This is a genomic window from Corynebacterium camporealensis, from assembly GCF_000980815.1.
Lineage (GTDB): Bacteria > Actinomycetota > Actinomycetes > Mycobacteriales > Mycobacteriaceae > Corynebacterium > Corynebacterium camporealense.
This window is the reverse complement of sequence record NZ_CP011311.1, coordinates 1,345,616-1,369,551: the sequence shown is the minus strand read 5'-3', so window position 1 is coordinate 1,369,551 and position 23,936 is coordinate 1,345,616. Positions and strand designations below refer to the sequence as shown.

At 59.6% G+C, this 23,936-nt stretch carries 24 protein-coding genes; 21 read left to right on the top strand and 3 right to left on the bottom strand.

The features are described 5' to 3' along the window. From mltG to nusB, 10 genes are all read left to right on the top strand, one after another. Positions 1-1,203: an endolytic transglycosylase MltG gene (gene mltG, locus UL81_RS06395; RefSeq protein WP_035105459.1), complete on the top strand. Its 1,203-nt coding sequence runs from the start codon at positions 1-3 to the stop codon at positions 1,201-1,203. A 15-nt stretch (positions 1,204-1,218) separates the two neighbouring features. Further along, the gene (locus UL81_RS06390; protein ID WP_035104773.1) at positions 1,219-2,052 is read left to right on the top strand and encodes a shikimate dehydrogenase; all 834 of its coding nucleotides are present in this window, start codon (positions 1,219-1,221) and stop codon (positions 2,050-2,052) included. Between the two features lie 56 nt (positions 2,053-2,108). Next, complete coding sequence (locus tag UL81_RS12175) at positions 2,109-2,657, top strand: prepilin peptidase (protein WP_081961425.1); 549 nt, start codon at positions 2,109-2,111, stop codon at positions 2,655-2,657. 63 nt (positions 2,658-2,720) lie between these two features. After that, positions 2,721-3,932: a chorismate synthase gene (aroC, locus tag UL81_RS06380; RefSeq protein ID WP_035104770.1), complete on the top strand. Its 1,212-nt coding sequence runs from the start codon at positions 2,721-2,723 to the stop codon at positions 3,930-3,932. 3 nt (positions 3,933-3,935) lie between these two features. Continuing rightward, positions 3,936-4,472: a shikimate kinase gene (locus UL81_RS06375; RefSeq protein ID WP_035104768.1), complete on the top strand. Its 537-nt coding sequence runs from the start codon at positions 3,936-3,938 to the stop codon at positions 4,470-4,472. A 12-nt stretch (positions 4,473-4,484) separates the two neighbouring features. Then, positions 4,485-5,561, top strand: coding sequence for a 3-dehydroquinate synthase (aroB, locus tag UL81_RS06370; RefSeq protein ID WP_046453403.1), 1,077 nt, complete (start codon positions 4,485-4,487; stop codon positions 5,559-5,561). A gap of 46 nt (positions 5,562-5,607) precedes the next feature. Next, the gene (gene aroQ, locus UL81_RS06365; RefSeq protein ID WP_046453402.1) at positions 5,608-6,060 is read left to right on the top strand and encodes a type II 3-dehydroquinate dehydratase; all 453 of its coding nucleotides are present in this window, start codon (positions 5,608-5,610) and stop codon (positions 6,058-6,060) included. A gap of 163 nt (positions 6,061-6,223) precedes the next feature. Continuing rightward, positions 6,224-7,315, top strand: a complete 1,092-nt coding sequence (locus UL81_RS06360; protein WP_035104765.1) for a M24 family metallopeptidase — start codon at positions 6,224-6,226, stop codon at positions 7,313-7,315. A 187-nt stretch (positions 7,316-7,502) separates the two neighbouring features. Beyond that, the gene (gene efp / locus UL81_RS06355; RefSeq protein WP_035104762.1) at positions 7,503-8,066 is read left to right on the top strand and encodes an elongation factor P; all 564 of its coding nucleotides are present in this window, start codon (positions 7,503-7,505) and stop codon (positions 8,064-8,066) included. Between the two features lie 8 nt (positions 8,067-8,074). Continuing rightward, a complete protein-coding gene (nusB, locus tag UL81_RS06350; RefSeq protein WP_046453401.1) occupies positions 8,075-8,731 on the top strand; it encodes a transcription antitermination factor NusB in 657 nt (218 codons plus the stop codon). Between the two features lie 115 nt (positions 8,732-8,846). Here the strand turns inward: nusB and UL81_RS06345 are convergent, their stop codons facing one another. From UL81_RS06345 to UL81_RS06335, 3 genes are all read right to left on the bottom strand, one after another. Continuing rightward, positions 8,847-9,326, bottom strand: coding sequence for a YbjN domain-containing protein (locus UL81_RS06345; RefSeq protein ID WP_035104759.1), 480 nt, complete (start codon positions 9,324-9,326; stop codon positions 8,847-8,849). Then, positions 9,316-9,810 carry a YbjN domain-containing protein gene (locus UL81_RS06340; protein WP_035104756.1) on the bottom strand — a complete coding sequence of 165 codons (495 nt, stop codon included), beginning with the start codon at positions 9,808-9,810 and terminating at the stop codon, positions 9,316-9,318. The genes UL81_RS06345 and UL81_RS06340 overlap by 11 nt, the downstream gene beginning before the upstream one ends. Positions 9,811-9,907: 97 nt before the next feature. Then, positions 9,908-11,254, bottom strand: a complete 1,347-nt coding sequence (locus UL81_RS06335) for a TIGR01777 family oxidoreductase (protein ID WP_035104753.1) — start codon at positions 11,252-11,254, stop codon at positions 9,908-9,910. A 140-nt stretch (positions 11,255-11,394) separates the two neighbouring features. Between UL81_RS06335 and pyrR the strand changes: the two genes are divergently transcribed. The 11 genes from pyrR to metK all read left to right on the top strand — a co-directional run bounded on the left by pyrR (position 11,395) and on the right by metK (position 23,932). Beyond that, positions 11,395-11,973 (top strand): bifunctional pyr operon transcriptional regulator/uracil phosphoribosyltransferase PyrR, encoded by a 579-nt coding sequence (pyrR, locus tag UL81_RS06330; protein WP_035104749.1) that lies wholly within the window; start codon positions 11,395-11,397, stop codon positions 11,971-11,973. Positions 11,974-11,975: 2 nt separating this feature from the next. Beyond that, positions 11,976-12,932, top strand: coding sequence for an aspartate carbamoyltransferase catalytic subunit (locus UL81_RS06325; RefSeq protein WP_035104746.1), 957 nt, complete (start codon positions 11,976-11,978; stop codon positions 12,930-12,932). A 9-nt stretch (positions 12,933-12,941) separates the two neighbouring features. Next, positions 12,942-14,282: a dihydroorotase gene (locus UL81_RS06320; RefSeq protein WP_035104744.1), complete on the top strand. Its 1,341-nt coding sequence runs from the start codon at positions 12,942-12,944 to the stop codon at positions 14,280-14,282. 93 nt (positions 14,283-14,375) lie between these two features. Further along, entirely contained in the window at positions 14,376-15,533 is a 1,158-nt protein-coding gene (gene carA, locus UL81_RS06315; RefSeq protein WP_035104741.1) for a glutamine-hydrolyzing carbamoyl-phosphate synthase small subunit, read from the top strand. Positions 15,534-15,558: 25 nt separating this feature from the next. Beyond that, positions 15,559-18,894, top strand: a complete 3,336-nt coding sequence (carB, locus tag UL81_RS06310) for a carbamoyl-phosphate synthase large subunit (protein WP_046453400.1) — start codon at positions 15,559-15,561, stop codon at positions 18,892-18,894. After that, positions 18,878-19,717: an orotidine-5'-phosphate decarboxylase gene (pyrF, locus tag UL81_RS06305; RefSeq protein ID WP_035104738.1), complete on the top strand. Its 840-nt coding sequence runs from the start codon at positions 18,878-18,880 to the stop codon at positions 19,715-19,717. Before carB ends, pyrF begins: the two co-directional genes overlap by 17 nt. A gap of 261 nt (positions 19,718-19,978) precedes the next feature. Continuing rightward, positions 19,979-20,299, top strand: coding sequence for an integration host factor, actinobacterial type (mihF, locus tag UL81_RS06300; protein WP_046453399.1), 321 nt, complete (start codon positions 19,979-19,981; stop codon positions 20,297-20,299). Between the two features lie 6 nt (positions 20,300-20,305). Continuing rightward, entirely contained in the window at positions 20,306-20,875 is a 570-nt protein-coding gene (gene gmk, locus UL81_RS06295) for a guanylate kinase (RefSeq protein ID WP_035104736.1), read from the top strand. 41 nt (positions 20,876-20,916) lie between these two features. Next, the gene (gene rpoZ / locus UL81_RS06290; RefSeq protein ID WP_035104733.1) at positions 20,917-21,219 is read left to right on the top strand and encodes a DNA-directed RNA polymerase subunit omega; all 303 of its coding nucleotides are present in this window, start codon (positions 20,917-20,919) and stop codon (positions 21,217-21,219) included. Between the two features lie 120 nt (positions 21,220-21,339). Beyond that, entirely contained in the window at positions 21,340-22,590 is a 1,251-nt protein-coding gene (coaBC, locus tag UL81_RS06285) for a bifunctional phosphopantothenoylcysteine decarboxylase/phosphopantothenate--cysteine ligase CoaBC (RefSeq protein ID WP_046453398.1), read from the top strand. Between the two features lie 109 nt (positions 22,591-22,699). Then, positions 22,700-23,932: a methionine adenosyltransferase gene (metK, locus tag UL81_RS06280; protein WP_046453397.1), complete on the top strand. Its 1,233-nt coding sequence runs from the start codon at positions 22,700-22,702 to the stop codon at positions 23,930-23,932. The last annotated feature ends 4 nt before the right edge of the window (positions 23,933-23,936 follow it).

The following is a 23,936-nucleotide window of genomic DNA, read 5'->3' as shown; positions in this document are numbered from 1 at the left end:
ATGGACCCGAAGTACGTCAAGCGTCGCCAGCGCGGCCTCGCCGTCCTCGTTGCCTCCATCGTCTTGCTCGTCGGTGCGCTCGGATACATCGGATTCCAGATGTTCAGCGGCGGCAATTCCAACGACTACGAGGGAACCGGTAACGGCGTGAACCAACTCGTTGAGGTCCCCGAGGGTTCCTCCATGTCGGAGTTGGGCCCGGGACTAGTAGAAAAGAACATCGTTAAGACCAACGAGGCTTTCCAAACTGCCGCAGCAAATAACACCTCTGCCGGCAGCATCCAGCCAGGTTTTTACCGCCTGGAAGAGGAGATGAGCGCCCAGTCCGCAGTCGAGGCACTGCTGGATGAAGAGCGCAAGGTCGACCTTCTGGAAGTCCAGGGCGGCTCCACGCTCTCCGATGTCGTCGTGGTCGGCGGTGACGTCCGCTACGGCATCTACTCCATGATTTCCCAGGTCTCCTGTAGCGATGGCGCCTGCGTCAGCAAGGAAGAGCTAGAAGACGTCGCAGCCAATACCGACCCGGCGGAGCTGGGTGCACCGGACTGGGCTATCGATGCCGTTAACGCACGTGGCGATGACCCACGGCGTCTGGAAGGCCTGATTGCTCCGGGCCAGTACGTGCTGGACCCGAACATGGGCGCCAAGGAAATCCTGACCGACCTGATTACTCGTTCCACCGACCTGTACAACTCCACCAACATCGTGGAGCGTGCCCAGGCCATTGGCCTAAGACCGTACGAGCTGCTGGTTGCGTCCTCGCTGATTGAGCGCGAGGCACCGGCTGGTGAGTTCGACAAGGTCGCCCGCGTTATCTTGAACCGCCTGGATGAGCCGATGCGCCTGGAGTTCGACTCCACCGTGAACTACGGCCTGCCGGATGTCGAGTTGGCTACCACCGATGAGGCGCGTGCCGAGGAGACCCCGTGGAACACCTACGCCATGGATGGTCTGCCTGAGACTCCGATTGCATCGCCTTCTGAGGAAGCCATCACCGCAATGGAGAACCCGGCTGACGGTAACTGGAAGTTCTTCGTCACCATCGACGAGCAGGGCACCACCGTGTTCACCGATACCTTCGAAGAGCATCTGGACCGCGTCGACGATGCCATCAACTCCGGCATCCTGGACTCCCAGCGCGAAGCTGAGGGTGCAGGCGCCGGTGGCGAGGACCCAGCTACTGAACAGCCAGCCGGCGAGTAATCACAAGGAGCATTCATGGCAGGGCACCGCGCTGCAGTACTAGGCCAACCCATCGCACACTCGTTGTCGCCGCTGCTGCACAACGTCGGCTACAAGGCACTCGAGCTCAACGGCTGGGACTACACCCGCTTTGAGGTTGATGCGGAGGGCCTGCCGGAACTTGTTAGCAATGCTGGTGATGAGTTCGTCGGTTTCTCGGTGACCATGCCGTGTAAGTTCGCAGCCCTAGAATTCGCCGATACTGCCACCGAGCGCGCTCAGCTCATCGGCTCGGCCAACACCTTGGTGCGTACTGCTGAAGGCTGGCGTGCCGACAACACCGATACTGAAGGCGTGCTTGGCGCTTTGGGCGAGCTGCTTGACGATGACGCCGAGCCCACCCGCGCACTGCTTATCGGCTCCGGCGGTACCGCTCGCCCCGCGCTCTGGGCACTGGCACAGCGCGGCGTTCGCGATGTCACCGTGCTCAACCGCAGCGACCGCCTGGCCGAACTGCAACCGCTTGCCGATGCCTTAGGCATCAACATCCACGGCGCTAACTTCAACGACGACTTGCGTGAGTTGTCCGTTTCGGCCGACGTCATGATCTCCACCGTGCCTTCTGCCGCCGTGGAAGATCACCTGCAGGAACTAACCCACGCACACACCCTCGATGTCATCTACGACCCGTGGCCAACCCCGCTGGTCGTGCACGCTGCTGCCGATGGCTACCGCACCGTGGGCGGGCACGTCATGCTGGCGCATCAAGCCTTTAGCCAGTTCCAGCAATTCACCGGCCACCCCGCACCGCGTGCGGAGATGTTCGAAGCCCTCGAAGCGGAAATCAAAAAGCCGACGCAAGACTCCTAACGCGATTGCGCTTTTCTCCGAATGCCAGATATGTGGGATTCGCGTAATCTGCGGGCATGGACATGGAAATGGACATGCTCGGGGCGGGGGCGTGGCTGTTATGGGCCGCGGTCTTAAGTTTTTTCGATCTTCGTTACCGGCGCTTGCCGGATCTACTGACACTGCCTGCCGCGGTTATTGCGTGCATTTGGTGGTGGGATTTCGCAGGCCTGCTGTGGCCAGCACTATATTTCGTACTCGGCATCCGCAAAGGCGGCATTGGCGGCGGCGATATCAAGCTCGCAATTTCACTAGGAATGTGGACAGCACACGCCGCCGGTACCTGGGGAGTACTCCTAGCGATTATTGCGGCGTCCTGGATTACTTTGCTTGTCGACATAGCCAGCAGGCTTGCCAACAGGGGTAAGCAACCAAAGAAACCAGAAGCGAACCTGGCAGCACAGCCGTCGTGGCCAGAAGCGGGGCAGCCGCAGACTGAAACGTCGCAAAGCGAGGCAAAGCCGTTGAGCCTGGGGGAGCGGACAGCTCCGCATGGACCGCCAATGTTGCTGGCTACGGCACTGGTGTGGGGCTTCGCGACTGGTGGAGCGGAACTATTTAGCTAAACGTGGACTACAACACACACCCTTTGCGCACAGAGGAATCCCTGTCATGCGATAATTGGCGGCATGCTTCGATGGACTACCGCTGGCGAATCTCACGGCCAGGCACTGATTTCCCTGATTGAACACATGCCTGCAGGCGTTCCGATCTCTCAGGACGATATCGCGCTGCAGCTTTCTCGTCGCCGCCTCGGCTATGGCCGAGGTGCCCGCATGAAGTTTGAAGCCGACGACCTGACCCTGCTTTCTGGCATTCGCCACGGCGAAACTCTAGGCAGCCCGATTGCCATCATGATTGGCAATACCGAGTGGCCGAAGTGGACCACGATCATGTCCCCGGATGCTCTCGATATGGATGACCCGGAGGTCGCCAAGGCAATGGCCTCTGGCCGTGGTGCTGCGCTGACTCGTCCGCGCCCGGGCCATGCTGACTTTGCCGGCATGATTAAGTACGACCAGGATGAGGCACGTCCGATTCTGGAGCGTTCTTCTGCGCGTGAGACCGCAGCCCGTGTAGCAGCAGCGACCGTGGCGCGTAACTTCCTGCGTGAGACCCTCGGCGTGGAGGTGATCTCCCATGTGATTTCCATTGGTGCTTCTGAGCCTTACCAGGGCCCGGCTCCAGCGTTTGCGGATTTGGAGAAGATCGATGAGTCCCCAGTGCGCGCTTATAACGGCGATGCTGAGCAGTCGATGATCACCGAGATTGAGACCGCTAAGAAGCAAGGCGATACTCTCGGCGGCATCGTGGAGGTTGTCGTCGATGGCCTGCCGATTGGTCTGGGCTCGCACATTTCTGGCGACGACCGCCTGGATGCACAGCTGGCCGCAGCGTTGATGGGTATTCAGGCCATCAAGGGCGTTGAGGTCGGCGATGGCTTTGAAGAAGCACGTCGCCGTGGCTCGGAAGCCCACGATGAGATGGTGCGCACCGACGACGGCGTCGACCGTTTGACCAACCGCGCCGGTGGCCTGGAAGGTGGCATGACCAATGGTCAGCAGCTGCGCCTGCGTGCAGCAATGAAGCCAATTTCCACCGTGCCGCGTGCGCTGAAGACCGTGGATATGGCCACCGGTGATGCGGCTACTGCTATTCACCAGCGCTCCGATGTGTGTGCGGTTCCGGCTGCTGGCGTTGTTGCAGAAGCTATGGTGGCCCTCGTACTGGCACGCGCAGTGCTAGAAAAATTCGGCGGCGATAACATTGCCGAGACTAAGCGCAACATTGACGCTTACAATGAGTATGTTTCGCAGCGTCTGGACTTTAATCAGGAGTAAGTCATGACCAACCCGTGCCCGCCCACTGGCCAACCCAGCCCTCGTGCTGTTCTCGTCGGCCCGCCTGGTGCAGGGAAATCGACTATTGGGCGTCGTCTCTCCAATGCCCTGAACTTGCCGCTCATTGATACTGACGAGCTTATTGCTGACACTGTCGGCAAGCCCTGCGGCGAGTACTTCGCTGAAGTCGGTGAGCCGAAGTTCCGCGAACTCGAAGAAGAAATCGTGGCAGCCGCTTTGGAAAACGACGGCATCATCAGCCTCGGTGGCGGTGCGGTGCTCAGTGATGCCACCCGCGACCTTCTGGATCGCCACACCGTTATCTTCATCGACGTCAGTGTCGAAGAAGGCGTGCGCCGTACCTCCGGCGATGACTCGCGTCCGGTGCTGCAGGCAGAGGACCCCGAAGCCCACTACCGCGCGTTGCTTGACAAGCGCCGCCCGCTTTACGACGAGGTTGCCGACTTCCGTGCGCGTACGGATAACCGCAGCCCGCAGCAAATCGTCGGCGCGATTTTGAGTTTCCTCGATACCCTCTAAGGACCTATTTCCATGAGCACCCAGATTTCTGTCAACGGCCCTAGCCCTTATGACGTGCACATCGGCCACAGCCTGAATGATGACATCGCCGAGTTCGCTAAGGACACTGGCGCAGCCCAGGTCGGCATTGTCTATCAGCCACCGGTTGCACCGGCTGCCCGGGAAATTGGTGCTGCTTTGGAAGAACGCGGCCTGACTGTCACCTTCTTGGACGTTCCGGATGCGGAAGCCTCCAAGCAACTCGACGTTGTTGGCGGCCTCTGGGATCGTCTGGGTGAACAGGGCTTTAGCCGCCGCGACTTGATCGTCGGTGTCGGCGGTGGCGCCACGACTGACCTGGCTGGTTTCGTGGCTGCTACCTGGATGCGTGGCATCAAGGTGATTCAGGTGCCAACGACCCTGCTGGCCATGGTGGATGCAGCCGTCGGTGGCAAGACCGGCATCAACACTGCTGCTGGTAAGAACCTGGTGGGTTCTTTCCACGAGCCAGCCGCAGTCTTCATTGACATCGATCGCCTCAGCACGCTGCCGGCCTCGGAAATCATCGCTGGCTCAGCAGAAATCGTGAAGACCGGCTTCATCCATGACCCGGTCATCATCGAGCGCTACCTCGATGACCCGCGCGCATGCTTGGAGCCGACTGGTCTGTTGCCAGAACTTATCGAGCGTTCCGTTCAGGTCAAGGCCACCGTGGTGGGCCAGGACCTCAAGGAATCTGGTCTGCGTGAAACCTTGAACTACGGCCACACCTTTGGCCACGCCATCGAGCTGGTTGAGGACTACACCTGGCGCCACGGCAACGCAGTAGCAGTAGGCATGATGTTCATCGCGAACCTGGCGCACCAGCGCGGACTCATCGATGAAGAACTCGTGGAAACCCACCGCAAGATTCTCGAGTCGATCAACCTGCCGACTACCTACGAGGTAGGGCATTTCGACAAACTTTATGCTGCTATGACCCGCGATAAGAAAAACCGCGATGGCAACATCCGCTTCGTCGCACTCACCGACATCGGGGAGACCACCCGCATTGCCGGACCGAGCATGGACGAACTGCGTGCGGCCTACGCCGCCATCAGCGCGAACTAGCAACAGCAGAACTCACACACCGAACCTGTAGGAAGGTGACAACACCATGCCGACTACTCCAACAAAGATTTTGGTGCTCAACGGCCCGAACCTAAATCGCTTGGGCAAGCGCCAACCGGAGGTGTACGGCACGACGACGCTAACGGACATCGAAAAGCGTGTGCGTGCCCACGCCGCACCGCACAACATCGATGCAGAGTTCTTCCAGTCCAACCACGAAGGCGAGCTCATCGACAAAGTGCATGAAGCTGCCGACGAAGGCTGGCCCGTCATTATCAACCCAGGTGGCTTTACCCATACCTCGGTCGCCCTGCGCGACGCACTGGCAGAAATCGCCGACGGTGCAGGCTTTGTCGAAGTACACATCTCGAATGTGCACGCACGCGAGCCTTTCCGCGCGCACTCCTACTTAAGCCCCATCGCCCGCGGCGTAATCGCAGGCCTGGGAGTCTACGGCTACATCGCAGCGGTCGATTACTTCATCGACGCGGCAGCCTAACCGGCAGCAGCGGTAGCCTAGCCGGCTACTGCAGTGTCTGAAAGGACATTTCCGACAATGGTCTTGCCCTCTTCAGGGGCAGGGCCTTCGTCGTGTGTGCGCCCAGGTGAGTAAACTGGGGTCTTTAGTTTTGGCCCTGTAAAAGCAAAGGATGATTCAGCGAATGGCAATGGCAGATACTCGTTTCAGCAACCGCCGTCGTAAGCTCGCCGCAGAGCTTGCGGGGCAGCGCATCGATGCAATGCTGGTGACCAACCTGATTCATGTGCGCTACCTGTCGGGCTTTTCTGGCTCTAACGGTGGCCTGTTGCTGCGCAAGGATTTGAGTGCGCTGATGGCTACCGATGGACGCTACACCACCCAGATTGCTGAAGAGGTCCCAGATATCGAGGCCATCATTAAGCGTGCCGTCGGTCCGACACTGCTGGGCGAAGTCGAAGGCCCGACCCGCGTGGGATACGAGGCTGACTATGTGTCCGTGTCGGAGCTGCGCAAGCTGGAAGAAGCTGCACCGGAGGACGTCACGCTGGTGCCTGTTAGCGGTGTGATTGAAAAGGTGCGCCTGGTCAAGGACTCCACTGAACTGCAGCGTCTGGAAGAAATCGCTTTGCTGGCTGATAAGGCTTTGGCTGAACTGCTGGAGGCAGGGGAGTTGGCTGCTGGTCGTACCGAGCGTCAGGTCGCTGCTGACCTGGAATACCGCATGCGTATGGCCGGTTCGGAGCGCGTATCTTTCGACACCATCGTCGCCTCTGGTCCAAACTCTGCGAAGCCGCACCACGGTGCTGATGACCGCGTGATTGAAGAAGGCGACCTGGTCACCATTGACTTTGGTGCGCACCTGCATGGCTTTAACTCTGATTGCACGCGTACCTTTGGCATAGGAAAGCTGGGCGATTTCGAACGTGAAATCTACGACCTGGTTCTGCGCGCCCAGGAAGCAGGCGTGAAGGCTGCTGTGCCAGGTGCCAAGCTGGTCGATATTGATGCTGCATGCCGCGACATCATCGAAGAAGCAGGCTACGGCGAGTACTTTGTGCACTCCACCGGCCACGGTGTGGGCCTGGAAGTCCACGAAGGTCCGTCCGCGGCCAAGACCGGCAAGGGTGAGCTGGAACCGGGCATGACCTTGACCATTGAGCCAGGCGTCTACGTCCCAGGCAAGGGTGGCGTCCGCATCGAAGACACCCTGATTATCACCCAGGGTGCACCGAAGATCATCACCCCGATGAGCAAGGAACTGCGCATCCTTTAAAGGCGACCGTAAAAGGCAACAGGTGCTGATGCTATGTCAGCGATGATGACCGGCTCGCTGTGCGCGAGTCGGTTTCGCATATATGCGGGGAGTTTTGACCGACCCTGCTGACACAATGAGCAGTCCATACGGTAGGCTTAAGCATTGTTTTCAACTTTCACCCTCAACTTTTAAGGGAGTTTGATTTATGGCTGATACCACCGACTTTAAGAACGGCCTTGTGCTCAGGATCGACAACAAGCTGCAGCAGATTGTTGAGTTCCAGCACGTGAAGCCGGGCAAGGGCCCTGCCTTTGTGCGCACCAAGCTCAAGGACGTCCTCTCCGGCAAGGTCACCGATAAGACCTTCAATGCCGGCGTGAAGGTGGAGACCGCTACCGTCGACCGTCGCGACATGACCTACCTGTACAACGACGGCACCAGCTACGTTGTCATGGACGACAAGACCTTCGAGCAGTACGAGCTGTCCGCTGACAAGTTCGGCGACGCTGCACGTTTCTTGCTGGAGAACATGCGCGTGCAGGTGTCCTTCCACGATGGTGAAGCTCTTTTCGGTGAGCTGCCGATCTCCGTGGACCTGAAGGTCGAGCATACCGAGCCAGGCCTGCAGGGCGACCGTTCCTCCGGTGGCACCAAGCCGGCCACCCTGGAAACCGGTGCTGAGGTCCAGGTTCCGCTGTTCATTGAGACCGGCAACGTGCTGAAGATCGACACCCGTACCGGTGAGTACCTCTCCCGCGTTAACAACTAGGTCGCACATTGACTGAGAAGAACAAGTACAAGCGGCATACCGCGCGCTACAAGGCGCGTCGCCGCGCGGCGGATATTCTCTACGAAGCAGAAAACCGCGACATGGACCCAGTCGCTATCGTGGCTGACCGCGTGGAATTAGCCCGCAAGGACAACCAGCTGGTTGCTCCTGTTGCGGAGTACACCCAGGTCATCGTGAAGGGCGCTGCTGAGGAACTCGACGAAATCGACGAGACCATCGCGCGCTACCTTTCTGACGACTGGGAGTTCCACCGCCTGCCAGCGGTCGACCGCGCCATCATGCGCGTTGCCGTCTGGGAACTGCTGTTTAACCCTGACGTGCCGGTAGCCACCGCCGTGGTTGAAGGCGTAGAGCTGGCCTCGGAGTACTCCAACGAACAGGCCGCACCGTACATCCACGCCGTCCTGGACGATGTCGCACAGTCCCGCCGCGCCGACAACCCCATGGCGCAGCAGGATGACGCCGACTCGGCGGAATTCGGCGACATTGAGGATGCCGCTGAATCTGAGAACGTAGATTCCGCAGAAGAGCCTAAGTCTGAAGAGTCCACGGCAGCGGCAGCGCAGCCGTTGGAGCCTTCGCAGCTGGATGCAGGCGATGCGCAGGCAGCTGAAGCAGAGAAGCGCGCTGACGAAGAGAACTAGTTATTCAACTAGTTCGTCGACATTTTGTCGATAGATCGAAGAAATCCGGGTGGATATCCACCCGGATTTTTGCGTTTGTTGGTGCGTAGTGACGCACGTTGAGTAAAGCGTTGCTTTACTCAGTGCTTTCGCCGGCTTGCTTGGCGGAGTCGGAGCCGAGCTTCGCCATTTCTTCGGCGGCAGAGACCATGGCGTCCTGGGCACCGATGACACCATCGACAGCGCCCTGGATGGCGGTGGCCAGCTGCTCGTCGTTCATACCAGCGGCAATCGGGACGTCGCGCTCGCTGCGGACGACCAGGTTGTTCTCGTGCTCGGTGATAACGGCGCGGGCGCCGAAGGAGACCGAGTTGATCTGGTTAGCAGCCAGGAAGAGTCCAGCATCAGCCTGGGTGTAGACGGCGTCGGTAGGCACGTCGCAACGCACGATGAGGACAGAGTCCAGCAGTGCGAACAGGCAAGGCAGGCCGTTGAGGTTCGCCGTAGCGGCATCGTAGCGGCCCTCGACTGGGGTGAGCTCAATATCGAAGGTGCGCATTGCCTCGATCACGCGGTCGAGGGTTACCTGTGGCAGATTGTTGTCGTTATTGCTCATGGTTGTGCTCCTCCCAGGTCACCAGCTGCGGGTACTGCTCTTCGATGTAGGCGAAGGACTGCAGAATGGAATCTAAAGTCGACATAATAAAGGCGCCGATCTGGTTGCGGGATGCACCGTGGGCGAAGTTCATCTCACGCACACCGGATACGGCAAGCACCTGGTCCTGGCTTTCAAAGAAGCGCAGGGTCGGGGCGAAGTGCTGCTGATTCCACTGGTTCAGCGTCATCAGCAGGGCAGGGCCCTCAGACGCTGGCACGTTGCCGCGCCATACGGAGTCGACCACGAGGGTCTTTTCACGAACCTGCATTGCAATAGCGGTATTGGAAAAGCCGGTGCGCAGGATACGCACGGTTTCTTCTTCGCTGACCTGCTGGTCTTCAATGCGAAATTCCAGGTTCTCGGATTCGAAGATCTCACCGATGCGTTCGAGCGTTACCGGCTCTACCGGGGTATCCGGGATGAGTTCTGGTTGTTCAGACACTTAAGTCAACATCCATTCCTGATCGGGGTTGTAAGTTTAGCCTCAACCAGCCTACCTACCCGCCAACAACTTTTCTGGAGGTGGGTAGGGAACGGCGTTAGGAGTCTTGGCGTAGTTCTTCGCCACCGAGTTCGTGTGCTAGGGCAGGTTCTAAGTCGGGGTAGCGGAAGTGGTGGTTGAGGTCGTTAAGTGCAGTTGGCATGACTTTTTGGTCGGCCAGGGCGAGCTCGCGTGCGCCTTGCTTGCCCAGCAGTAGGGCCGGGCCGAAGGCCGGGATGGGCAAGAAGGCAGGGCGCTTGATTTCTTTGGCCAGTGCTTTGACGAAGTCCCGGTGCAGCAGCGGGTTGGGGGCTACAGCGTTGATGGGGCCGGTGTAGCGCTTATCGACGATCGCCCGGTAGTAGATATCAGACAAGTCGTCTAGTGCGATCCAGCTAAACCAGAACTCACCGTCGGAAATCGGGCCGCCAAGGCCTGTGGAAAAGAGGGTGCGCAGGATGGGCATCATGCCACCGTTGCCAGAGAGCACCACGCCGGTGCGTACGTTGGCTACGCGTAGGCCAGCCTTGCGTGCGGGTTCGCAGGCGCCTTCCCATTCGCTGACAACATCGGCGAGGAAGTCGTCACCAACGGAGGTGTCTTCGTGCAGTTCTTCTTCGCCGCGGTTAGAGCCGTAGAAGCCGATGGCGGAGGCACAGATAAACGCTTCGACGCCGTCGGTGCGGGCAGCTAGTTCGGCAAGCTTGCGCGTGGGTTCCACACGGGAGTCGCGGATTTCTTGTTTGTGCGAGTCATTAAAGCGGCCGAAGATGGGCTCGCCCGCAAGATGGACGACGACATCGACGCCGTCGAGCAGTCCCGGACGCGGGCCGTTGGGGTGCCACTGGCGTTGGCCATCCTTCGGAGTCTTGCGGACGAGCTGAATGACCTTGTGGCCGCCGGTTGTTAGTTGTGCAGTCAGGGCGCGACCAACGGTGCCGCGCGAGCCCGTAATAGCAACTGTCAGCTTGCGGTCGTTGAGATCGCCGAGGCGCTGCAGAAAGCCGAAGTCCTCGCGCAGCTGGTGCTGGCGGTAGGCAAACATGGACTGCAGTGGGCCATCGGGAAGGCGAGTGTCGACCTCATCGGTAATCAGGGTGCCTTCGTCATGATCGGCGAAGTGGTGGTCATGGCGCCAGTGCGCCAGACGACGCATTGGGGCATTCGTGCAGACATCGGCGAAGCTGTAGCCGCTGCGATAGCGGGAAAGATCGTGGCGCGCGATCCACTTCAGGCCACCGGGTAGGCCCAAAATGGTGGTGCCATCAGCCAGGCTGTCGGCCTGCTGTAGCGGGGTCATAAAGGAAAATGGTGGGGTGAGTCGAGTAATCGCACCAGGGCGGGTATGCCACTCCCACACCTCGGTGCGGGGTGCGGGGACGATGTGCTGTGCTCTTAAACTCACCTGGCAAAGAACCTTTCTGATGGGGTCACGCGCGGGTGGCGACAGTGCTAAAATGATTGCTGTCTTTCAATCATAGACACTTCGAACCATTTACCGGCATCCTTTAAAGACCGCACTGTGAGGCGGGGAAGGAGGTCACGATGAGTGGAACGCACAAGGACGTAGAAACAACTGAGCTGCTTAGCGCAGACGATGTTTCGCGTACTGTCGCACGCATCGCGCACCAGATCATTGAGAAAACGGCGCTAGATTCGCAGGACGCCTCCCGGGTGTTGCTGCTGGGAATCCCTTCTGGGGGAGTACCGCTGGCGCGACAATTGGCAGCAAAGATCTCAGAATTTTCCGGCGTGGATGTCCCCTGGGGGTCACTGGACATCACCTTGTACCGCGACGATCTGCGCAACAAACCACATCGCGCACTACAGCCCACCCGCCTGCCTGAAGGTGGCATCGATGGAGCAACGGTAGTGCTGGTCGATGATGTGCTGTATTCCGGCCGCACCATTCGCGCGGCCCTGGATGCACTTTCTGACATCGGCCGCCCCGACATCATCCAACTGGCAGTTCTAGTTGACCGCGGTCATCGTCAGCTGCCCATCCGCGCTGATTACGTAGGTAAGAACCTGCCTACCGCGCGCGAAGAAGACGTCATGGTTTATAACGCCGAGCTGGATGGTCGCGACGCGGTTGTCCTCACCCGCCCGGCGGAGGAGGAGTAAACATGAAGCACCTACTAGACATGGCGGATCTCTCGCGCGACGAGATTATCGGCCTGCTCGATGAGGCTGACCGCTTCCGCGAAGCCCTGCTGGGCCGCGAGGTCAAAAAGCTGCCGACCCTGCGCGGGCGCACGATTTATACCCTGTTCTATGAAAACTCCACCCGTACCCGCTCGTCTTTTGAGACCGCGGGCAAGTGGATGTCTGCTGATGTTATTAACCTCTCGGCATCGAGCTCGTCGGTGAAGAAGGGCGAGTCCCTCAAAGACACTGGCCTGACCCTGGCTGCGATTGGTGCAGATGCGATTATCATGCGCCACCCATCGTCAGGCGCTGCACAGCAGCTGGCACAGTGGGTCTGCCCGGACGGTCAGGGCCCGTCGGTTATCAACGCCGGCGACGGCTCACACCAACACCCGACCCAGGCCCTGCTGGATGCAGTGACCATGCGCCAGCGGCTGGACCTCTACGGTGACAATGCTTTTGAAGGCCTCAAGGTCAAGATTGTCGGTGACTGCCTGCACTCGCGTGTGGTCCGTTCCAACGTTGACCTGCTGAGCACCCTCGGCGCAGAGGTCACTCTGGTCGCCCCGGCCACCCTCATGCCGACTGGTGTGGAGCATTGGCCAGTGCGGATTAACTATGACTTTGACGCCGAGCTTGGCGATGCTGACGTGGTCATGATGCTGCGTGTCCAGCAAGAGCGCATGCAGGGCGGTTTCTTCCCGTCGCATCGCGAATACGCCAACCTCTTTGGCTTGTCCAAGGACCGTGCGGCGGCGATGCGCAAGGATGCCATGGTCATGCACCCGGGCCCGATGCTGCGCGGTATGGAAATCAACTACGCGGTCGCAGACTACGACAACACGGCAGTACTCCAGCAGGTCAACAACGGTGTGCACGCCCGTATGGCCACCCTGTTTACCCTGCTGACCAACGGCGAGAACGCCGGAATCTAGGAGGCAATAATGAGCAATTACCCAGAGACCGGTCGCCTCAGCGCCCCGGCGGATACCACCTTGCGCATCGACAACATTCGCCCTTATGGCGAAGGAGATCCCGTCTCCGTTCTCATCGAAGACGGTTGCATTGCTGCCATCGGCCCAGAGGTCGCCGAGCAGTCTGCCGACGACGTCATTGACGGCCAGGGCAACGTCCTGCTGCCAGGATTGGTCGATATGCACGTGCACCTGCGCGAGCCGGGCCGTGAGGATACTGAGACCATCGCTACGGGTTCCGCAGCCGCTGCCAAGGGTGGCTTTACCGCAGTGTTTACCATGGCTAACACCAACCCGGTCACTGACCAGCCGGTTATTGCAGAGTCGGTCTGGGCGAAGGCCCAGGCACTGGGGCTGTGCGATGTTCACCCGGTTGGCTCTATCACCAAGGGCCTGGCGGGTAAGGAACTGACCGAGTTCGGCATGATGGCACGTTCTGATGCCAAGGTGCGCATGTTCTCCGATGACGGCAAGTGCGTTGCTGACCCGCAACTGATGCGCCGCGCCCTGGAATACGCCAAGGGCTTAGACGTCCTGTTGGCACAGCACGCTGAAGAACCTCGACTGACCGAAGGTGCGGTGGCCCACGAAGGTGAAACCGCAGCACGCCTGGGCCTGCGCGGCTGGCCGCGTGTGGCTGAGGAATCCATCGTTGCTCGCGATGCACTGCTGGCCCGTGACTACGGCAACCGCGTGCACATCTGCCACGCCTCGACCACCGGCACCGTGGAGCTGCTGAAGTGGGCCAAGGAGCAGGATATTCCGCTCACCGCAGAGGTCACCCCGCACCACCTGCTGCTGACCGATGAAAAGCTGCGCACCTACGACGGCATCTTCCGCGTGAACCCGCCGCTGCGCGAAGAGCACGACACCTTGGCGCTGCGCCAGGCACTGCTCGATGGCCTCATTGACTGTGTTGCTACCGACCACGCCCCGCATGGCTCGGAAGACAAGTGCGTGGAGTTCGAAAACGCCAAGCCCGGGATGCTGGGGCTGGAATCCTCGCTGGCAATCATCGCCAAGCTCTTTGTGGCCTCCGGCCTGGCTGACTGGCGCTTTGTTGCCCGCGTGATGTCGGAGAACCCGGCGAAGATCACCCGCCTGCCCGAACACGGTCGCCCGGTTGCTGTTGGTGAGCCTGCCAACCTGACCATCGTCGACCCGGAGCACCCGTGGGTCTCTGATTCGACGCAGCTGGCGTCCAAGTCGGAAAACAACCCCTTTGAGGGCGAAGAGTTTGGCGCACGCGTTACCCATACGATTCTGCGCGGCCGTCGCACCTTCGACTTGCAGACTGATTCCGATAAGTAAGCGAATTCGGCTTTGGCATAGTCGCTGAGAGCGGCTGAGAACTTGATTAACCTAGCTCTATAGAGAACCAACGTCACCAAGAAAGGCCACGACGTGACTGACAATATCCCAGCAATTCTCGTGCTCGCTGACGGTCGTACCTTCCACGGCTACGGCTTCGGCGCTACCGGCACGACTCTGGGCGAGGCCGTCTTTACCACCGGTATGACGGGCTACCAAGAGACCATGACCGACCCGTCCTACCACCGCCAGCTAGTCGTTACTGCTGCACCGCAGATTGGCAACACCGGCTGGAACGATGAGGACAACGAGTCCCACGACAACCAGATTTGGGTCGCTGGTCTGATTATCCGCGACCTGGCTAAGCGCGTCTCTAACTGGCGTGCTGCTCGCTCCCTGCCAGAAGAGATGGAAAAGCAGGGCATCATCGGTATCCGCGGCATCGATACCCGTACCCTGGTGCGCCACCTGCGCAACGACGGCTCCATTGCCGCTGGCATCTTTAGCGGTGAGGCTGCCGAGCGCCCGGTCGAGGAACTTATCGAAGAAGTAAAGGGCCAGGAGTCCATGAAGGGTGCTGACCTGTCCGCACAGGTTTCTACCCAGGACAACTACACCGTCCCGGCAGAGGGCGAGAAGAAGTACACCGTAGTTGCTTACGACATGGGTATTAAGACTGCGACCCCGCGCAACTTTGCCAAGTACGGCATTGAGACCATCGTCGTTCCGGCAGGTACTTCCTTCGAGAAGATTCAGGAACTGAACCCGGATGGCGTCTTCGTCTCCAACGGCCCGGGTGACCCGGCAACTGCCGATGAGATGGTCAACGTCGTCCGCGACGTGCTGGCCGCCAAGATTCCTTTCTTCGGCATCTGCTTCGGCAACCAGATTCTGGGCCGCGCACTGGGTCTGGATACCTACAAGATGAAGTTCGGCCACCGCGGCATTAACGTCCCGGTCCGCAACCAACTGACCGGCAAGATTGACATCACCTCCCAGAACCACGGCTTCGCCCTGGCCAGCCCGTCGGGTAAGGAAAACCCAGCAGGGGAGAAGTTCGACTCTGACTTCGGCCCGGCTGTGGTGACCCACACCTGCTTGAACGACAACACCATCGAAGGTGTCGCACTGGAAAGTGGTCTGGCCTACTCGGTGCAGTACCACCCGGAATCTGCTGCCGGCCCGCACGATGCCAACCCGCTGTTCGAGCAGTTCGTGGAACTGATGGACGCGAACCCGCAGAACAAGTAACGACCAGGAAAAGGAAGAAAAACTTATGCCAAAGCGCAACGACATCAACCACGTCCTGGTTATCGGCTCCGGCCCGATTGTGATCGGCCAGGCCTGCGAGTTCGACTACTCCGGTACCCAGGCATGCCGCGTGCTCAAGGAAGAAGGCCTGCGCGTCACGCTGGTCAACTCCAACCCGGCAACGATTATGACCGACCCGGAATTCGCCGACCACACCTACGTCGAGCCGATTGATCCGGAATACATTGAAAAGATTCTGCAGAAGGAAATTGAGGAGGGCCATCCGATTGACGCGGTGCTGGCAACACTCGGTGGCCAAACTGCACTGAATGCTGCTGTCCAGCTGGACCGTTTGGGCGTGCTGGATAAGTACGACATCGAGCTCATTGGTGCTGACATCGACGCTATTGAGCGCGGTGAGGACCGCCAGAAGTTCAAGGACATCGTCGAATCCATCGGCGGTTCCTCGGCACGTTCTCGCGTGTGCCACAACATGGACGAAGTCCACGAGACCGTCGAAGAACTCGGCCTGCCGGTCGTGGTTCGCCCATCCTTCACTATGGGCGGCCTGGGCTCTGGTCTGGCCTTCGACAACGAGGACCTCGACCGTATTGCCGGTGGCGGCCTGGCAGCTTCGCCGGAAGCTAACGTCCTGATTGAAGAATCCATCCTCGGCTGGAAGGAATTTGAGCTCGAGCTCATGCGCGACGGCGACGACAACGTCGTGGTCATTGCGTCTATCGAAAACGTCGACGCCCTGGGCGTGCACACCGGTGACTCGGTGACTGTCGCACCGGCACTGACCCTGACCGACCGCGAGTTCCAGGAGATGCGTGACCTGGGTATTGCGATTATTCGCGAGGTCGGCGTCGATACCGGTGGCTGTAACATCCAGTTCGCCGTGAACCCGGATGACGGCCGCATCATCGTTATTGAGATGAACCCGCGTGTGTCCCGTTCCTCGGCACTGGCTTCGAAGGCAACTGGCTTCCCAATTGCGAAGCTTGCTGCCAAGTTGGCCATTGGCTACACCCTGGACGAGGTTCAAAACGACATCACCGGTGTCACCCCGGCGGCTTTCGAGCCGACCCTGGACTACGTCATCGTCAAGGCTCCGCGCTTTGCCTTTGAGAAGTTCCCGGGTGCCGATGACACCTTGACCACCACCATGAAGTCCGTTGGTGAGGCCATGGGCATTGGCCGCAACTACATCGCCGCTCTGAACAAGGTACTGCGTTCCTTGGAAAACAAGCCAAATGGTTTCTGGACCAAGCCGGATGAGTACTTCGCAGGCGAGCGTGCCACCGATGTCGATGCTGTGCTGGAGGACCTCAAGCGTCCGACCGAAGGCCGTATCTACGACATGGAGCTGGCACTGCGCCTGGGTGCGACTATCGAGCAGCTCCACGAGGCCTCCGAGGTCGACCCGTGGTTCCTGGCAGAGCTCAAGGCTCTGGTCGATTTCCGCGAGAAGCTGGCTTCTGCACCAGTCCTGGATGCAGAACTGCTGCGCGAGGCGAAGATCTTCGGGCTGTCCGATGCCCAGATTGCCGCCGTGCGCACCGAGTTCGACGGTGAGAATGGCGTGCGCTCTCTGCGCTGGTCGCTGGGTATCCGCCCGGTCTACAAGACTGTTGATACCTGTGCTGGTGAGTTCGAGGCACAGACCCCGTACCACTACTCGGCTTATGAGCTGGACCCGAACGCAGAGTCCGAGGTCGCTGAGCAGAAGGACCGCGAGAAGGTCATCATCTTGGGCTCTGGTCCGAACCGCATCGGCCAGGGCATCGAGTTCGACTACTCCTGTGTCCACGCTGCACTCGAGCTGTCCGAGCAGGGCTATGAGACCGTTATGGTCAACTGCAACCCAGAGACCGTGTCCACTGACTACGACACCGCAGATCGCCTGTACTTTGAGCCGCTGACTTTCGAAGACGTCATGGAGATCTACCACGCTGAGTCGGTCTCAGGCACTGTTGCTGGTGTCATCGTCCAGCTGGGCGGTCAGACCCCGCTGGGCCTGGCAGAGCGCCTCGAAGCAGCTGGCGTTCCAGTCGTCGGTACCACCCCAGGTGCTATCAACCTGGCTGAGGACCGCGGCGAATTCGGCAAGGTCCTGGAAGAAGCCAAGCTGCCGGCACCGGACTTCGGTACCGCTACCTCGTTTGCTGAGGCACGCGAGGTCGCAGTCAAGATTGGTTACCCGGTCCTGGTGCGCCCGTCCTACGTCCTGGGCGGTCGCGGCATGGAAATTGTCTACGACGAGACTGCACTCGAGGACTACATCGAGCGCGCCACCGAGCTCTCCCCAGAGCACCCGGTGCTGGTGGATCGATTCCTGGACTCCGCACTGGAGATCGACGTCGACGCACTCTGCGATGGCGAGGATGTCTACTTGGGCGGCGTGATGGAGCACATCGAGGAAGCCGGTATTCACTCCGGTGACTCCGCGTGTGCACTGCCGCCGATGACTCTGGGACCAGAGGACATCGACAAGGTACGTGAGGCTACCCGCAAGCTGGCCGAAGGCATTGGCGTTAAGGGCCTGATGAACGTGCAGTACGCACTCAAGGACGACACATTGTATGTCATTGAGGCCAACCCGCGTGCATCTCGTACCGTGCCGTTTGTCTCCAAGGCCACTGGCGTGCCGCTGGCGAAGGCTGCATCGCGTGTGATGTTCGGCGATTCGATTGCCCACCTGCAAGAAGAAGGCATGCTGCCAACCGATTACGACGGTGGCTCGCTGCCGATTGAGCACCCGATTGCGGTCAAGGAAGCAGTGTTGCCGTTTAACCGCTTCCGCCGCCCAGACGGCAAGCTGCTGGATACTCTGCTCTCGCCAGAGATGAAGTCCACCGGTGAGGTCATGGGCCTGGCAAGCAACTTCGGTGCCGCTTATGCCAAGGCAGAAACCGCTGCCTTTGGTGAGCTGCCGGTGGAGGGCACGGTGTTCGTCTCGGTAGCTAACCGCGACAAGCGCACCCTGATCTTCCCGATTCAGCGCCTGGCACGCATGGGCTACAACCTGGTTGCTACCTCCGGTACCGCACAGATGTTGCGTCGCAACGGCATCGACTGCGAGGTTGCCGTGAAGGTGTCTGAGGCAACTGAGGACCAGGAATCCATCGTCGATCAGATTCTGGCCGGCAAGGTCGACCTGATTCTGAACACCCCGGCTGGTTCGGCAGGTGCACGACATGATGGCTACGAGATTCGCTCTGCTGCCGTGAACGTCGGCATTCCGCTGGTGACCACCGTGCAGGGTGTTACCGCTGCCGTACAGGGCATTGAGGCTCTGCGCGCAGGTAACCTGACTGTCCGTTCGCTGCAGGAGCTTGAGCATGGCCCCAACGCCTAAAGGATTCGGTCAGCGCCTTCTAGAGGCAGGCCAGGAGCGCGGCAGGCTGTGTGTGGGCATCGACCCGCACCCGCACCTGCTGCAAGCCTGGGGCTTGAGCAATGACGCTGCAGGCCTGCGTGAATTCAGCCGTATCTGTGTGGAAGCCTTTGCGGATACTGCCGCATTGGTGAAGCCACAAGTGGCCTTTTTTGAGCGCTATGGTTCTCAAGGCTTCGCCGTACTGGAAGAGACGCTGGAGGACCTGCGCTCGGCAGGATGTCTGACGGTTGCTGATGCGAAGCGGGGCGATATCGGCTCGACTATGGCTGGCTACGCTGATGCCTGGTTGGCTGAGGACTCGCCGCTGCGTGCTGATGCAGTGACGGTCTCGCCTTATCTGGGTGTCGGTGCCTTAGGTCCGGTCTTCCAGGTCGCTAAGGCAACCGGCAGGGGAGTCTTCGTCCTCGCGGCGACCTCCAACCCGGAAGCCATTGAGTTGCAGTCGACTAAGCGTGAGGACTCGCGCAGCATTGCACAGTGGATCGTCGATGAGTGTGCGCAATATAACTCTGCGCTTTCTGATGTCGGTTCGGTGGGCAATGTCGGTGTTGTCGTCGGTGCTACTTTGACGCAACCACCCGTACTTAATCAGCTCCATGGTCCGGTGCTGTTGCCGGGCGTGGGCGCGCAAGGTGCTAGCGCACAAGACGTAGAAAAGATCACTGAAAGTGCGCCTGAGCTGGGCTTTGCTAACGTGTCTCGGGCAGTGTTGAACGCTGGTCCGAACGTTGCTGACCTGCAAAAAGCTGTGCGTGAAACCGCAGCAGAATTCACTAATTAATACTGGGGGCGAGCCTAATTAACGGGCACGCCACTTACCTGGTATTTTGTTTAAGGCAGTGCGATGACGTGCTGAAATAGGCCGGGCAAAACCCGAAGTCATCGCCATGTCTTATGCACCAGTGCTAGGATTGCCAGAAGTCGGTTCGCTCCGCGTTTTATACGCGTGTGAGAGGGAAATTTTTATTCCTTTTCTGAGCTGCCGGAATCTGGTACTTAGTTGCTAGACGTAAATATCCATCTAATGAATCGGAGGAAACCCGTGGCCCTTCCACAGTTGACTGATGAGCAGCGCAAGGAAGCTCTCGCAAAGGCCGCTGAGGCCCGCAAGGCTCGTGCTGAGCTCAAGGCTGCGCTCAAGCGCGGCGAGACCAACCTGAAGGACGTGCTGGACAAGGCAGAGTCCGACGAGATCATCGGCAAGACCAAGGTCTCTGCTCTGCTCGAGGCTCTGCCGAAGGTTGGCAAGGTCAAGGCTAAGGAGATCATGGAAGACCTGGAGATCGCTCAGACCCGTCGTCTGCGCGGCCTGGGTGACCGTCAGCGTCGCGCTCTGCTGGAGCGCTTCGGTTACGGCGAGTAAAGCGCGATGTCTGGCGCATCTGCACGCGGTCGGTTAGTCGTTTTGGCTGGCCCGTCCGCGGTGGGCAAGTCCACGGTAGTATCGCGCCTGCGCTCTGACGTTGAAAACCTGTATTTCAGCGTCTCTATGACAACCCGTCAGCCCCGTCCTGGTGAACAGGACGGTGTCGACTACTTCTTCGTGACACCCGAGGATTTCCAAAAGCGTATTGATGCTGGCGAAATGCTCGAATGGGCCGAAATTCATGGCGGCCTGCAGCGCTCCGGAACCCCGGCTGCGCCGGTAGAAGAAGCAATGGCTGCTGGCCGCCCTGTACTGGTCGAGGTTGACCTCGCCGGTGCACGTGCGGTCAAGGAAGCGTTGCCGGAGGCTGACACTGTGTTCCTCGCACCGCCGTCGTGGGAGGAGCTCGTGCAGCGCCTCACCGGGCGTGGCACGGAGCCGCAGGAGGTCATCGACCGCAGGTTGAATACTGCCCGCGAGGAACTTGCTGCAAAAGACGAGTTCGACCACATCGTCGTGAACGAAGTTCTCGATGACGCTGTGGCATCTATCAGTGCTATCCTGCAGGGATAGACCTGGATTTTTGACCACTTTCAATTTGAGTAAAGGTGCATGTGACTAACGTGACCACCCCTGCTAATGCGGAAACCACCAAGCCAGAGGCAGTATTCGACGTGCCGGAGGGCATTACCTCCCCGGCCATCGACGGCCTGCTGGACAAAGTTTCCTCGAAGTACGCCTTGGTGATCTTCGCCGCTAAGCGCGCGCGTCAGATCAACAGCTACTACCAGGAGCAGGACGAGGGAGTCTTCGAGTTCATTGGCCCACTGGTAACCCCAGAGCCAGGCGAGAAGCCTCTGTCTATTGCGTTGCGCGAGATCGACGCAGGCCTCCTGGATCACGAGGAAGGCAAGTAAAGCTTTCAAAGCTTCACCCCGCTGCCAGTAGAGCTAGTTCATCACTAGCTTGTAGACCTGGCAGCGGGGTTTTCTCATGCCCAGGTGGGCATCGTAAAGCGCTCGCGTATTATCGGACGGGTGACTGACCAAGCTAAGCAACCGAGCAATATCGTCGTCGGCGTATGCGGAGGCATCGCGGCGTACAAGGCGTGTCATCTCATCCGGAACTTCACCGAAGCAGGGGACAACGTCCGCGTCGTGCCTACCCAGGCAGCCTTAAACTTCGTCGGCGCAGCCACCTTTGAAGCACTATCTGGCAATCCGGTATCCACGACTGTCTTTGATGCCGTGGATGAGGTCCAGCATGTTCGCGTCGGCCAGGAAGCTGATGCGTTGGTGATTGCGCCAGCTACCGCGGATGCCATCGCCCGTTTGGTTGCAGGGCGTGCCGATGATTTGCTCATGGCCACCGCTTTGGTGGCTACTTGCCCGGTCATTGTCGTGCCAGCGATGCACACCGAGATGTGGTTGAACCCGGCCACCCAGGACAACGTGGCTACTCTGCGTCGCCGCGGTATCACCGTGATGGAACCAGCGCATGGTCGCCTTACCGGTAAGGACACGGGCCCGGGCCGTTTGCCGGATGCGGAACAGATCGCTGAGCTCGTGCGCACAGAGCTGGCGGGCTATCGCTCCCAGCATGACTGGGTGGGCAAGAAGGTCGTGATTTCTGCCGGTGGTACCCAGGAGGATATGGATCCGGTGCGCTACATCGGCAATCGTTCTTCTGGTCGCCAGGGCTTTGCTTTGGCAGAGATTGCTTCCCAGCGCGGCGCTGAGGTTGTGCTGGTTGCCGGTAATACTGAGCAGTTACCGACGCCTTCCGGGGCGCGGGTCCGCAACATCGGTTCGACGGTGGAGCTGGAAACAGCGATGCAGGAAGAAGCTGCCGATGCCGACATCGTCATCATGGCTGCTGCCGTGTCTGATTACCGTCCGGCGAAGGCTGCGACGTCGAAGATGAAGAAGGGGCAGGCCGACGAGGAGCTGTCTCGTATTGAGCTGGTTGAAAACCCGGATATTCTGCGCGGGCTTGTCGATGCGCGCGAGGCAGGCAAGCTCAAAGATGATGTGGTCATCGTGGGTTTTGCTGCAGAAACTGGCGATGAAAACGGCGACGCGCTGGATTACGCCAAGCAGAAGTTCGTGCGCAAAGGCTGCGATGTGCTCATGGCCAATGAAGTGGGCAAGGGCAAAGTCTTTGGGCAAAAGTCCAATGAGGGTTGGATCCTGCGCAAGGACGTCGAGCCTCAGGTGGTGGAGTCTGGTTCGAAACAGGTGGTGGCAGCGCAGATTCTCGCGGCCGTGAATGAAATTCTGCCTAGCTAGCCTGGTTTATTGCCAATGTAGACCGCTTGGTCTATGGTTGTTTGATGATGAATCCCGGGTGCTGAGAAGCCCCGGCACTAATTGACCTATGTTGTAGTAAGGAAGCTCCGTGACTAATAACGCTGCAGCGGCAACGCGTCTTTTTACCAGCGAGTCCGTAACCGAAGGACATCCAGATAAGATCTGTGATGCCATCTCTGACACCATTTTGGATGCGCTCTTAGAGGCCGACCCTGCCGCACGCGTGGCCGTGGAAACCTTGGTGACCACCGGCCAGGTTCACGTCGTCGGTGAGGTGAGCACCACCGGTTACGTGGAAATCCCGCAGCTGGTGCGCAAGACCTTAGTGGATATCGGATTTACCTCCTCTGAGGTCGGTTTCGATGGCCAGACCTGTGGCGTGAACGTCTCCATTGGCGAGCAGTCCAAGGAGATTGGCGATGGAGTGTCCGTCTCCACTGAGGCTCGTGACCGCAGCGAGGATTACGACGAGCTCAACGACACTGCTGGTGCCGGCGACCAGGGCCTGATGTTCGGCTACGCCTCCAACGAGACAGCTGAATTTATGCCGCTGCCGATTGCGCTGGCGCATCGCCTGTCGCGTCGTTTGGCCCAGGTGCGCAAGGAGAACATCGTTCCGCACCTGCGTCCGGACGGTAAGACCCAGGTGACCTTGGGCTACAACGCTGAAGGTGAGCCGGAGTACCTCGATACCGTGGTTATCTCCACCCAGCACGACCCGGAGGTCACCCAGGAGTGGCTGGCACAGCAGCTGCGCGAGCAGGTGGTCGAGTGGGTTATCAAGGACGCTGGACTGGACAGCTTCTACCGCGAGGACACCAAGTTCTTGTCGAACCCTTCTGGTTCCTTTACCCTCGGCGGCCCCATGGGCGATGCGGGTCTGACCGGCCGCAAGATTATCGTCGATACCTACGGCGGCATGGCTCGCCACGGCGGCGGTGCTTTCTCCGGTAAGGACCCGAGCAAGGTCGACCGTTCTGCTGCTTACGCAATGCGCTGGGTAGCCAAGAACGTCGTCGCTGCCGGCCTGGCAGACCGCGCGGAAGTCCAGGTTGCCTACGCCATTGGTCGCGCTAAGCCAGTCGGTCTGTACGTCGAGACCTTCGGCACCGCCAAGGAAGGCTTGAGCGATGAGCAGATTCAGGCTGCCGTGAATCAGGTCTTTGACCTGCGCCCAGCTGCAATTATTCGCGACCTGGACCTGCTGCGCCCGATTTACAAGAAGACTGCAGTCTACGGTCACTTTGGCCGCACCGATATCGATTTGCCGTGGGAGGCCACCAACCGGGTAGAAGAGCTACGCGCTGCATTAGGGCTGTAGAATA

Bases quoted from the DNA above. Each gene is read 5' to 3' on its own strand.
- efp (WP_035104762.1), top strand. From the start codon at position 7,503: ATGGCTGATACCACCGACTTTAAGAACGGCCTTGTGCTCAGGATCGAC.
- UL81_RS06375 (WP_035104768.1), top strand. From the start codon at position 3,936: ATGACCAACCCGTGCCCGCCCACTGGCCAACCCAGCCCTCGTGCTGTT.
- aroB (WP_046453403.1), top strand. From the start codon at position 4,485: ATGAGCACCCAGATTTCTGTCAACGGCCCTAGCCCTTATGACGTGCAC.
- UL81_RS06360 (WP_035104765.1), top strand. From the start codon at position 6,224: ATGGCAATGGCAGATACTCGTTTCAGCAACCGCCGTCGTAAGCTCGCC.
- pyrR (WP_035104749.1), top strand. From the start codon at position 11,395: ATGAGTGGAACGCACAAGGACGTAGAAACAACTGAGCTGCTTAGCGCA.
- aroC (WP_035104770.1), top strand. From the start codon at position 2,721: ATGCTTCGATGGACTACCGCTGGCGAATCTCACGGCCAGGCACTGATT.
- aroQ (WP_046453402.1), top strand. From the start codon at position 5,608: ATGCCGACTACTCCAACAAAGATTTTGGTGCTCAACGGCCCGAACCTA.
- carB (WP_046453400.1), top strand. From the start codon at position 15,559: ATGCCAAAGCGCAACGACATCAACCACGTCCTGGTTATCGGCTCCGGC.
- UL81_RS06345 (WP_035104759.1), bottom strand. From the start codon at position 9,326: ATGAGCAATAACGACAACAATCTGCCACAGGTAACCCTCGACCGCGTG.
- gmk (WP_035104736.1), top strand. From the start codon at position 20,306: ATGTCTGGCGCATCTGCACGCGGTCGGTTAGTCGTTTTGGCTGGCCCG.
- pyrF (WP_035104738.1), top strand. From the start codon at position 18,878: ATGGCCCCAACGCCTAAAGGATTCGGTCAGCGCCTTCTAGAGGCAGGC.
- UL81_RS06325 (WP_035104746.1), top strand. From the start codon at position 11,976: ATGAAGCACCTACTAGACATGGCGGATCTCTCGCGCGACGAGATTATC.
- UL81_RS12175 (WP_081961425.1), top strand. From the start codon at position 2,109: ATGGACATGGAAATGGACATGCTCGGGGCGGGGGCGTGGCTGTTATGG.
- UL81_RS06390 (WP_035104773.1), top strand. From the start codon at position 1,219: ATGGCAGGGCACCGCGCTGCAGTACTAGGCCAACCCATCGCACACTCG.
- mltG (WP_035105459.1), top strand. From the start codon at position 1: ATGGACCCGAAGTACGTCAAGCGTCGCCAGCGCGGCCTCGCCGTCCTC.
- UL81_RS06320 (WP_035104744.1), top strand. From the start codon at position 12,942: ATGAGCAATTACCCAGAGACCGGTCGCCTCAGCGCCCCGGCGGATACC.